The 10,843-nt window shown below is 46.4% G+C and carries 9 protein-coding genes, 1 tRNA gene and 1 pseudogene; 4 read left to right on the top strand and 7 right to left on the bottom strand.

Features of this window, described 5'->3' with window-relative positions:
• Positions 1 to 1,057 (bottom strand): InlB B-repeat-containing protein (locus HPT30_RS19190; RefSeq protein ID WP_175372929.1); only part of this gene is annotated, 1,057 nt, incomplete at its 3' end.
• A gap of 175 nt (positions 1,058 to 1,232) precedes the next feature.
• Between HPT30_RS19190 and HPT30_RS19185 the strand changes: the two genes are divergently transcribed.
• Together HPT30_RS19185 and HPT30_RS19180 are read left to right on the top strand one after the other, a co-directional pair.
• The gene (locus tag HPT30_RS19185) at positions 1,233 to 1,796 is read left to right on the top strand and encodes a MalT transcriptional regulator family protein (protein ID WP_175372928.1); all 564 of its coding nucleotides are present in this window, start codon (positions 1,233 to 1,235) and stop codon (positions 1,794 to 1,796) included.
• Between the two features lie 39 nt (positions 1,797 to 1,835).
• Positions 1,836 to 3,737, top strand: coding sequence for a winged helix-turn-helix domain-containing protein (locus HPT30_RS19180; RefSeq protein ID WP_175372927.1), 1,902 nt, complete (start codon positions 1,836 to 1,838; stop codon positions 3,735 to 3,737).
• 180 nt (positions 3,738 to 3,917) lie between these two features.
• Here the strand turns inward: HPT30_RS19180 and HPT30_RS19175 are convergent, their stop codons facing one another.
• Positions 3,918 to 6,296 (bottom strand): penicillin-binding transpeptidase domain-containing protein, encoded by a 2,379-nt coding sequence (locus tag HPT30_RS19175; protein WP_246317258.1) that lies wholly within the window; start codon positions 6,294 to 6,296, stop codon positions 3,918 to 3,920.
• A 113-nt stretch (positions 6,297 to 6,409) separates the two neighbouring features.
• A pseudogene (locus tag HPT30_RS31195) lies at positions 6,410 to 6,665 on the bottom strand (IS1634 family transposase); the annotation flags it as partial.
• Positions 6,666 to 7,239: 574 nt separating this feature from the next.
• On the opposite strand from HPT30_RS31195, the gene HPT30_RS19170 reads away from it, so the two are divergent.
• A tRNA-Leu gene (locus HPT30_RS19170) sits at positions 7,240 to 7,325 on the top strand.
• Positions 7,326 to 8,070: 745 nt separating this feature from the next.
• Here the strand turns inward: HPT30_RS19170 and HPT30_RS19165 are convergent.
• Together HPT30_RS19165 and HPT30_RS19160 are read right to left on the bottom strand one after the other, a co-directional pair.
• On the bottom strand, positions 8,071 to 8,466 hold the full coding sequence (locus HPT30_RS19165) for a WGxxGxxG family protein (RefSeq protein WP_175372926.1): 396 nt from the start codon (positions 8,464 to 8,466) through the stop codon (positions 8,071 to 8,073).
• A 75-nt stretch (positions 8,467 to 8,541) separates the two neighbouring features.
• Positions 8,542 to 9,225, bottom strand: coding sequence for a M15 family metallopeptidase (locus tag HPT30_RS19160; RefSeq protein WP_175372925.1), 684 nt, complete (start codon positions 9,223 to 9,225; stop codon positions 8,542 to 8,544).
• Positions 9,226 to 9,504: 279 nt separating this feature from the next.
• Here HPT30_RS19160 and HPT30_RS19155 point away from each other — a divergent pair, with 279 nt between their 5' ends.
• Positions 9,505 to 9,663 carry a hypothetical protein gene (locus tag HPT30_RS19155; RefSeq protein ID WP_175372924.1) on the top strand — a complete coding sequence of 53 codons (159 nt, stop codon included), beginning with the start codon at positions 9,505 to 9,507 and terminating at the stop codon, positions 9,661 to 9,663.
• Between the two features lie 11 nt (positions 9,664 to 9,674).
• Here the strand turns inward: HPT30_RS19155 and HPT30_RS19150 are convergent, their stop codons facing one another.
• Entirely contained in the window at positions 9,675 to 10,010 is a 336-nt protein-coding gene (locus tag HPT30_RS19150) for a YolD-like family protein (RefSeq protein WP_175372923.1), read from the bottom strand.
• Positions 10,011 to 10,191: 181 nt separating this feature from the next.
• Positions 10,192 to 10,788: a hypothetical protein gene (locus HPT30_RS19145; protein WP_175372922.1), complete on the bottom strand. Its 597-nt coding sequence runs from the start codon at positions 10,786 to 10,788 to the stop codon at positions 10,192 to 10,194.
• Positions 10,789 to 10,843 lie beyond the last annotated feature (55 nt).

Genomic DNA, 10,843 nt, shown 5'->3' with positions numbered 1-10,843 from the left:
TATAGCCTGACTTGGTCGGCGCAGCAGGCTCTACTACTTTCTTTCCATACTCTACAGTCTCGCTGACTACTGCCGATCCGCCGTTACTGTCATAGTTGACTTTATATTGGTTAATGTCCCACTTGGCATAGAGCGTGATATTATTTCCCGGGACCGTGTCTACCCCAAAATCCCAAGCCTGACTAAACTGGGCGTCCTTATACCACCCCGCAAAGGCATAACCTGACTTGGTTGGCGATGTAGGCTTAATAATTAACTTTCCTACTTCTTCCCTGATTGGGTCGACACTTGTTCCTCCATCCACATCAAAGCTCACAGTAGAACCTGACACAACAGTGATAGTAATACTATCCGCTGTGCTGGGCTCAAGATCATCGTTCCCTAAATATTCCGCACCAATAGTATAGTTACCAGCACTAAGTCCCATTAATTGCACAAGATATATCCCACTTCCATCATATGGTAAAGGGAGAGGGATATCTCCCCACTGTGACTTCATCATCACTGAACCAGAAGGTTTATAACCATCCACCTTAAATGTAACATGAACTGTCTCACCTGTAAGAAAAGTTGATTTAGTAGCAGATACTGTCGTTCTTGTAACAGCTAATAATTTAACAAGTTCATCCCAGTTAAAACTTATCTCATTATTGTCTTGCCCTATTAAAGTTACTGTTCTATCCGTTTCATTTAAAGTAATCTTATTTATATATCTCGCACCCGAAAAAGTCTTATACCCAAGCAATGCACCTGACGAATTATACGCCGCAACTGTCATAGTGTAATCATTATTAATATCGCTATATATCCAATATGTAGCTCTTCCCCATTGAACCGTTGGGCACATGTTACTATCATTCTGACAAACAGTTTTTTTTCCAGGAGGAATATTCGCAGGTACATCTCCCTTGACCATCTCAATAACTTCTGGATTGCCAGGAGGAAGGATGCTTGCATTAGCTACCTTATCTGGAGCTCCCAATAGGGCAACAACACATATGAATGCAAAGGCAAACCACTTTAACGGTTTCATATATTTATTCAGTATTTTGCTCACTTCAAGTATCTCTCCCTTTATAATAGACTAGACAATTCTTTTTTAATTTTAATATAAAATATCCGTATGGAATACTGACGAATGTTAATGATTGGACTATTAACATTTGAAGGATTAAAATTTATAGTACTAAATATGTCAATATACTCTCTTCTGCTTAAGGAGCCCCATACATATGTCCAGCTCGCTGTTATCTTCTAAAATAAATATTCCTCATAGCAAAACACCCATTGTAGAGAGAACAACATTACATCGCAGTTTACAAAACAGCGCTCTAAAAAAGGTAACTATTCTTCGCGCACCAGCGGGCTACGGCAAAACAACGACCTTAAGTCATTGGCTTCAACAGGTGCAAGGAAAAATGGCTTGGATATCTATAGAACCCGGTGACAATGACCCCATCCGTTACTGGTCGTATATTTTACATGCGGTGGCGAAAGCTTGCCAAACCAATATAGTAGAAGTACTGGCACCACTCTTGCATTCACAGGACCCGGCAGCGCTTGAGTTCTTCGTTCATTCTTTCATAGAGGAAATCTATACCCTTGAGGATTCTTTACACATTGTCATTGATGATTATCATTTCATTCACGATGCATTCATTCACCGGCTTATGACACAGCTCATTGAGCGGCTTCCCGAGCAGGCTCATGTTTATCTAACCACGCGTACTACCTTGCCACTACCTGTTGCCAAATGGCGTGTCAAACAGTGGGTGCACGAGATCAACACAGAATAGTTGCGTTTTACCAGTACAGAAGCAGAGCGATTGTTCGCTATGAAAGATATCTCTTCAACATATCAAGATTCTATGCCATATATTATGGAGAAAACAGAGGGGTGGGTCGCTGGATTAATACTAGTGAGTCTAGCCATCGGGCCAGACGCACTGAGACAGGATGGGATCGCCCAGGCACAGCCTTACATTTCTGAATTTGTGCTGCAAGAAATAATCGAAACCTTGCCTCTCCCAACACAAAAGTTTTTATTATACACATCACTTTTAAATGAACTGGAACCAACCATCTGCGATCATTTAACCCATCGAACAGATAGTTTGGATCTACTGGAAGAGTTAGAGAGAAAAGGACTTTTTATTGTCCGTATTCAAACACTGCAGCCGGTGTTTCGTTATCATCAACTCTTTGCTGATGCTTTACAACTCGAATTGAAAAGAGAGATATCAGCACAGCAGCTACAGCAATTAGTTCAGCAGACAGCTAATTTTATATATGATACAGGCGACTATATATCTGCAATTGAGCTCGTATTACGATATGAACGCTATGAAATTGCGGTTCCCTGGATTACACACCATCTTGTTGAATTGTATTTATCAGGACAAGCCGTCACTTTCATACGCTGGCTCCAAGGGATACAATCCTCACCCTATCAAGCAACCTATGAAATGCTCGTTATTGGCTTTATAACCTCCATCTCAGCAGGAGATGTGGGCCTGTCTTCTTCCCTCATGCAAGAATTGGAGAAGCTTCAGCTAACCGAGCGATGGATGGAGCAAGAAGAGCATGCAGCAATAGTCTATATATATGAAACTACCAAGGCTTACGCTATTATTGCAGCAGGTGGAGATCTGCAGGCTATGTCGGAAATTATAAAAAAGCAGATTACAAAGGGTCATATCCCTTCACGCTGGGATAACATTCCAATGCCCTATAATATTTTCGAATATAAACTTTTACGTACCAGTTTGGGTTCGAAAGGGAAATTGCCCTTCATAGAAGAAGGCGCTGTCATTACACAGCTTTTTAGGGGAACTTTTCTGCAAACGTGGAATGTCACTGCGTTTAGTTATGGGGTCTCCGCAGAATCTTTATACGAACGAAATTTAATCGAGCTGGCACAGCAGGATATAGAAACAGCCCTCCGCTTAGGGCATCAGTTTCAAGATCCGGGTTTATTTATTCCGATGTATTTATTAAAAGCAAAAATTTACGCCCAGCAAAACCAAATGATTTCGGCGCAGGCTATGCTCAGCGGGGTGCTTGAACAAGTCTCAGAAAAACATTGGATTACATCCCTTCGCATTATGCAAGCGTATTGTTACATTGTAGCTGGTGATATCCAGCATGCTGAGAGCATTTTGCAATCTACAACAACCAAACAACCTTTTTGGATGTTAGTATATGCCCGCTTGTTGTTATTAAAAGAACAGCCTGAGGCTGCTTTAACTGTTCTTATTGGAGTAAAGACGAAAGCCCAGCAAGACGAGCAAATAGCCACAATCCTGGAAGCAACGGTACTTGAAGTGATTTGCCATCATCGCTTAGATAATCAAGACACAGCCCTGGCTATTTTGCATGAGGCGTTAACCCTGGCAGCCCCTTACTACTACATTCGTACTTTCTTGGATGAGCCTGAGATACTGCCTCTTCTGGATAAGTACTTTAAGCTAGAGAAGCTGGAAGAACAATGGGGCACGATACCAGCGCATTATTTCAAATATCTTTTAGAAGGAACCAAGACGATTCCTGAAAAAAACGAACTGTTGACACCCAGGGAACAAGAAGTGTTTGATTTGCTAGTAGATGGCATTACAAATCGTCAAATTGCACAGCAGCTTGACCTATCAGAAGGGACTATCCGTGTCTATCTATCCACCATTTACAATAAACTAGGTGTCAGTTCAAGAGCTAAAGCGATTCTGCTCAAGAAACAATAAACAAGCAAGAATAATGACATCATGGAACTATAGAAATACTAAGTTAAACGACACGATAAAAAGGGCACAAGTCCGGTATTCTGCCGTCTTGTGCCTTTTTTTGAGATTCTCTTCTCTTTGTTCAACTGCCCTAGTTTGCACATGTCGGGTAGTTCGTTAGGTAGCGCCGGCTACCCTCCACTATCCCCGATCCGAAGCCTCCTCTTCCGCCGTAGATACCGGAATATCCTCGCCGTATGCCCCCATTGGACTAAGCTTCAGCTGTACATGCCTTTTGCCGTTCTGGGTTGATTCTGTCTGCTCGGCAATATACCCTTCGCCTTCGACGGAAATCTTGACCTTCAGCAGATTGAGCACCTCCAGCGCATCACGCAGAGACTTTCCCCGGAGGTCAGGAATAGATACCTGGTCGCCCTGCTGACTTAACAGATAGATCTTTTGTCCCGAAGCAAGTAAGGTGCCCGCCTCCGGATACTGGCTGACCACTTCGCTTCCGCCTCCGACCGTTTCAAAATCAAAGCCCTGATCCATCAGCAATTTTCTGGCCGCCTGCACCATTTGGCCGGTCAGTTCGGGTGCGGAGCGCTGTGCGGAAGGTGCATTCTTGACGAATACAGAAACACTGCCTCCGTCTCCCGTTGTAACTTTTGGCACACCCTTATATGACAATACCTCGGATACAATCTCTTTAAAAACCGGCCCTGCCGCAGCACCACCGCCAGCCGCATTAGCAGGTTCGTCAATGCCTACATAGACCACTATCTTCGGATTATTAGCCGGCGCGTATCCGAGAAAGGACGAGTGCACCTTGTTGCGGTCATACCCGCCCTTACCGTCAGGTTTAATCGCCGTACCGGTCTTGCCTGCCACCCTATAGCCTTCAATGTACGCATGACGCCCGGTTCCGTGGACCAGGTCTGCAACGACCTGCTCCAGATAACTGCTGGTTTCACTGGCGCTTTCCTCGGAAATAACCTGACGTACCACCTGCGGCTGGGTTACGGTAATCTTGCCGGTATTAGGATCGGTGGTCTCCTTGACCACGTGCGGCACCATCAGTTTGCCACCGCTCGCGATGACCGAGATGGCAGTAAGCTGCTGAATCGGGGTAACAAGCACTTTGCCGTGCCCGTATGCGATCGTCGCGTTCTCCGAAGCATTGTTCGGTGTCGGATTGACGATTCCGCTGATTTCGCCTGGGAGGTCAATACCGGTAAGATCGTTAAATCCGAAATCACCCACGTATTGCAGCAGCCTTTCCGGACCGAGCATTTCATAGCCAAGCTTGACGAAAGCCACGTTACTTGAACGCTTCACGCCTTCCAGGAAGGTGATTTCGCCATAACCACTTCTCTTCTGGTCATACAGCGGCTTGCCGTACCCCTTGATCCGGATAGAACCGGACATGAAGGTGGCTTCCGGATCGAACAACTTCTCCTCGACCGCTCCGGCAAGCGGTACAATCTTGAACGTAGAGCCTGGTTCAAATCTCGTTTTGATGGCATGGTTGAAGAATACCCCTGGATCGGAGGCATATTTCCAGAACTCATTCGGGTTAAAGGTCGGCATATTCGCCAGCCCCAATATTTCCATGGTACTGGGATCCGCGGCAATTACCGTAATACTCTTCGGCTTGTATTCTGCATAAGCCTTCTGCATTGCCTGTTCGATATAATACTGGATTGTGCTATCAATCGTCAGCTTAAAATCACTTCCATTGACCACCGGCTGGTAAGCATCCTTCGAGTCAGGCAGCTTGATGCCTTTGCCGTCGCTCTGGTAGAATAGCTTGCCATCCTCACCCTTAAGCTGCTTGTCAAAATACTTTTCAAACCCCATCACCGCATTGCCGTCGCGGTCAGTATAACCCAAAATATGTGCGGCCAGTGTTTGTTGCGGATAATAGCGCTTCTGCTCCCTAATAACACCGACACCTGTCTCCAGAGTGTCATGTTCATCCTTTAGTTTCTCAATGAACTCGTCGATCTTGTCACGCAGCTTCCGGTCTATCTTCCAGCCTTCATTACGAATCTCCCGGTTCTTCAGATACTTTCCATTCTCGTCTTTGGCTTCTACGAGCGCCTTAAGCTCATCCTCAGGCTTGCCGAGCAGTTCATGCAGACCGCTGATAACCTCTTTCCCGATGCCGAGTGTGGCAATCGCATCCGGATTGACCACTACCGTGTAAGCAGGCACATCGCTAGCCAGCACCTTGCCGTTGCGGTCCTCGATCGTGCCACGCACCGCTTTAATCACCGAGGTATGGGCCCATTGCCCTGCGGCCCTGGTTTGCCAGAACTCCCGCTCCAGCACCTGAATCCAGAATACTCTGCCGAGCAATACAAGAAAAAAAAGGGTGATACACCCTCCTATAAACAACGTGCGAAGTTTTATTCTTTTCACCATAAGCAAACCCCACAAACATATAGAAATCGCTCCATAATAGTTCCCATCCGCGTTCTGTCCGCTGATATGAAGGGTATCTTCGGCATTCTCCTCCTGATATCCCATATCCTTGGCTAGCTGAACAATCTTCTGCTCCAGGACTTGCTTTTTCATTTCGTAGTTAGCAATCTATTTTTCTTCTCGGCAATGCTTTGGACTTTCCACTGCATCTGTATGTTCAGTTCATAGATATGGACGTAGGCTATATGCTGAGCCTCTTCAATCTACTGGAACGGCTTGCTGCTTCGCTGAAAAGGAATATCTGCTGCACAGGGCTGAATATGTATGCGCTATCAGCAAGAAAAGCGGCTGAGTGAGTGGTTTCCCTCCTGAATCAGATAGAAGCTGATAGACAAGATCTTCTTATAGGTTCCAGGGAAACAAGTCTTGAGATCAGTTTCAACGCCGGCGGCTTGTCTGATTTGCTTCTATCAGGTAGGATGCGCCGTAGAAACTGCGCTAAAAGCGGGTGATTGGTAGGGGTCTCGTTAGTTTCATAAATGATCGTCATAATGAACACCAGCCTTGTTATACATTGTACAATGTATAACAAGGTAAACTCAACCATTTTTGATAATCTATTGTAACTACGCTACTAAAGCCTCTTTCATGCCGGTGACGAGGCAGATTTCTCGAAAGCAGATTCTGAAGAAAGAACCGCTCGTCGTAAAGTCGGTACAAGCATCATTCCGAGCATACCCGAAAACCTCGAATCCACACGAAAAAGGAGCGGCGTTAGCAAAATGTTAAATTATGAATCGTGTTATTGTCCGCTCTGTATAACACTTGTTGTTGCGGATGATGATATCCTGATGGTTGAAGGCTCATGAGTATTTGACCTCCGGTTACTACTATCAATTTAGAGTTATTGTATGCATTTGCCTAGGAGAGGTGCGGAACTGAGGGATTAGTCTTTTATGGAGATGCAAGGTGAGATGCTTGAGGAAACTTACATATTTTTAGGGGTTGCATGATTGTCCAAAACATGATATTATCTATCTTGTCGCCAATAATACGAATTACTTGCTGCAAGTCAGCTATTTAGTAATATATGCATGCCGGGGTGGCGGAATTGGCAGACGCACAGGACTTAAAATCCTGCGGTAGGTGACTACCGTACCGGTTCGATCCCGGTCCTCGGCACTAGTAAAACAAGGGTTTCAGCTCATTAGAGTTGGAACCCTTGTTTGTTTTTTAAGGATGGTTTGCTAACAACTGTCCGAGACAAACTCCTTGTGCTTTATGAATTGCTGGTCATCACATTATTGTACACGTAATAGGAGGCGGAGCCTGCTTACGCAGGCTCCGCAGACCGCTGACTGTCGAGAAACACCATTCTCTACGATTGTTGATGAGAAATAACCTTATAAAAGCCTTATAAATTAGGCTCACCTTCATCATCAGTACTTGCCAAAACCACTGCTTCAGAAGGTTGAAGCTTATGCATGAGAGCTAACGGACCCTATCGTCGTTATTGGCACATCAAGCAGCTTCTGGAACATGTAACGGACTCAGGTTCCGCTATTTCCTCCCAAACCGTGGATTTTACACAGGATTTCTGCTCATAGCGTCTCTGGAGTCCGTTATTTTCTGAAACGGTCAGTGAATTAGAAAATAACGCCTCTGGGGTCCGTTACCATATAGAATAAGAAGCAAGTACTAATTTCGAGATAGATCCATGAATCAAGGGTTTAATATCCCTCCTCTGTTGTTCTATCCCATTATATTCCCCCTCCTATCTCAGCCTATACGGATACCCAAATCATCGCTTGAGATTCTTTAACCCCGACATGCAACAAAAAACGTCCCTGCCGTATGGACAGGAACGTTAATAAAATCAGCTTTATTTCCACATACAAGTAACCGCTCGACGCTTACCCTTCTCTACCTAGTTACGCTCTCCAGTACGGTTTCTCATGCCAGCCAGACCGAGCAGGCCGATGAGTCCCAACCAGCCCCAGTTTGACCCGTTTCCGGTACTGGTAGTGCTGGTGGCCCGGTAGGTGCCGTTCTGGTTCGTCGTGGACAACGGAGCTACTCTGTGATTATCTTCAGTCCGAACGTTATTGTCCAGGATGTTGCTGTTGCTTCTGCCCGTTCCTGTCGTGCCATTAATCATGCTGCCATTTGGATGCAGTCGGTTTGCGTCATTCCTAATGGTGCCGGTATTGCGCGTGGTATCCCCCACCCCGTCGACTCCAGCAGCCTCGGCTGTATAGCCGGTGCCAAGCAGCGTTATAGACAGTGCAGCAGTACAGATAAGGCTTGTTATCAGCTTATTCAAGATATGTTACCCCCTTGTAATTTGGTTGCTGATAATTTTCCCTTATCCCTTATTTTCTATGCAACCCCAAACTACTTATCCTGTAACAATATTCACGGTCTTGCTTGCGGCGTCATACGTAACCTTCGCACCCAACGCTTCCGCCAGCGCCCGCACGGGCACATAGGTGACGCCGGTATCCAGAACACCCTCTGTGAGCTTGTTACCATTCAGGACGATGCTTACTTTCACGTCTTTGTTCACGTTGTCACCTCCATTAACCACGTTAAGTGCAGCCTTGATCTGCTCTGCCGACGGGCGGAGGCCTGCCCGCAATTGATCAATTGAAAGGCCATAAGCATTCTGCAGATGGGGATAGTCTTTGAAGGAAGTCCAGTCTCCTCCCCATTCAAAGCCCAGCTTCTTCGCCTCCTGCACCACTTCCTGCCAGTCCGCGGTTTTATTGCCGTTTCCGTCACGCTTCATATCCCATGAGATACCCCTGCCATCAGGCAGCAGTAGTGCAAAGTCAACCGCCAATCCATAATTATGATAACTGAATCCCCCGCGCGCATTGGTCACGATATTTCCCGGCTTGCTTCTCCCCTGTGCATAGAGAGCATTCTGCTCGGCAAAGGTCCTCAGACCCTGGGTAATGATAATCGGCACGCCCTTGGCGAAGCTGCGCTCGATCAGCGCGTTCGCTCCGGCCAACACAGCCGGGTTCAGCCCGGTGAGAGCAGTAGCCGATTTGCTTTTTACCACATCCAAAGTCAGCATAGATTCACCCCCTGGTATAGTAGATGTCCGAGTTTTCTCTTCTGCTTGTACAGATACCCCTATGCCTGGATGTTTGCAATTTCAATGCTTCTGCATACCGCTTTCCCATGAAAAAAGCCCTCGGACACCGTCCGGGGCCTCATCTAAGAAATCCGCACCTCACTAGGCGATGCCTAGAAATCCATATCACACCTGTTCCTCGCCTCACCATCTGGATGTTTCCCATCCATAAGGACAACCTAAATAGGCATCCTACACAACAGTGAAAGGAGATTCGTCATGGACATCCATACCGACAGCTACAAAATCGCAGCATTAAGCGAACGGGATGAAGCCGTTGAGATTATCCGGAACGCGGAAGCTGCCCTTGCCGAACTGACAGGCAACCCCACCGTAACCTTGATCGCTTATGAAAAAAGCACAGGGGGACACACCTAGGCAGTAGCTTGTTAAACGATATAGGCCTCCACAATCTGGTCTACACGAATCCACTTCCATTCCTCCGCCCACTGCAGCTTAATCTCCCGCGAGTGGGTGTGAATGGAGGTCACAAAGCCGCTCACTGTCTCATTCTCGAACGGATCGAACAGAATCACCGTGACGCACACATGACTTCGCAGTGACAGCGCCAGGGTGCTTTCAATCTCCTCCTGCTTCTGCTCATCCAGTACCGGCTGGATGCGGCGCAGCGTCTCCCGTTCATCGCTGATAATCCGGTTCTTGTGCTCCGGCAGCATCATCCGACTGCTCTCCCATAATCCGTTACCTTCCAGCTTCTTACCCATTGCTTAACCTCCTTCTGTTCAATTAATAATTCTACATAACACGAACGTATGTTTGTATTATATCCATACTCAAGTCCTTTAATCAATATGGAAAAAATGACAGTCTGCACGCAAAAAAGCGCCCACAGCTGTGCTGTGCAGCGCCTTTTATCGTCATCCCCAGACCTAGGGGCAGGGTATCTTATGGTTTAACAGTTTTCGAATCTGTTCCGGTTACCACCTTGGAATCAGCGGCTGCCTTCGGGTCAGCATCCTTGTCCGGCTCCAAAAGTCCAGTAGCCACTCTGGCTTCGTTGAGCTTAGAGATGCCATACAGCATCGCGAGATCAGCATTCTGATTAAGCTCGTTGAATTCGTCGGCAGACACATCAGCAGAATCGGCACCTTTTGAAGCTTTTTCCTTTAAAGAATAGGCACTTTGAAAAGCAATCTGGGCCTCATCCAGCAGCTTCTTGACTTTCTCCGGCAGACGGTCAGAGATTTCAACCTTTTTCGCCTGAGATGAAATATCAGTAGCCGTATCCTTGAACTGGGCAATGGCTTTCTCCATCTCCTTGGATGTAGCTGTCCCAGCCGAGTACGCAGCGATCGTCTCGTTGAATTGCTCGCGCGACGATTTTCCTAATTGTTCAATTTTGGACATTTCATTGTAGTAATTTTGCACAGATTCCTGCACTTCTTCCTCCGACAGCGCCGCGGTTGAAGCAGAATCATTATAGCTGCAGGCTGAGAGCATTAGAACCAGCCCAATCAACCCTATTAGCCAAGCTCGTTTCATCGTTTACATTCCCCCCACATAACAGAATAATGTCGGTTATTGTAAAGTGCAAATG

This window comes from Paenibacillus agri (genome assembly GCF_013359945.1).
Taxonomy (GTDB): domain Bacteria; phylum Bacillota; class Bacilli; order Paenibacillales; family Paenibacillaceae; genus Paenibacillus_AQ; species Paenibacillus_AQ agri.
Note: the sequence above shows the minus strand (reverse complement) of the source record. Positions and strands in the feature narration are given on the sequence as shown.

Coding starts and splice junctions, on each gene's coding strand:
- HPT30_RS19185 (WP_175372928.1), top strand. CDS start 1,233: ATGTCCAGCTCGCTGTTATCTTCTAAAATAAATATTCCTCATAGCAAA.
- HPT30_RS19180 (WP_175372927.1), top strand. CDS start 1,836: ATGAAAGATATCTCTTCAACATATCAAGATTCTATGCCATATATTATG.
- HPT30_RS19175 (WP_246317258.1), bottom strand. CDS start 6,296: ATGAAAAAGCAAGTCCTGGAGCAGAAGATTGTTCAGCTAGCCAAGGAT.
- HPT30_RS19160 (WP_175372925.1), bottom strand. CDS start 9,225: ATGCTGACTTTGGATGTGGTAAAAAGCAAATCGGCTACTGCTCTCACC.
- HPT30_RS19155 (WP_175372924.1), top strand. CDS start 9,505: ATGGACATCCATACCGACAGCTACAAAATCGCAGCATTAAGCGAACGG.
- HPT30_RS19150 (WP_175372923.1), bottom strand. CDS start 10,010: ATGGGTAAGAAGCTGGAAGGTAACGGATTATGGGAGAGCAGTCGGATG.
- HPT30_RS19145 (WP_175372922.1), bottom strand. CDS start 10,788: ATGAAACGAGCTTGGCTAATAGGGTTGATTGGGCTGGTTCTAATGCTC.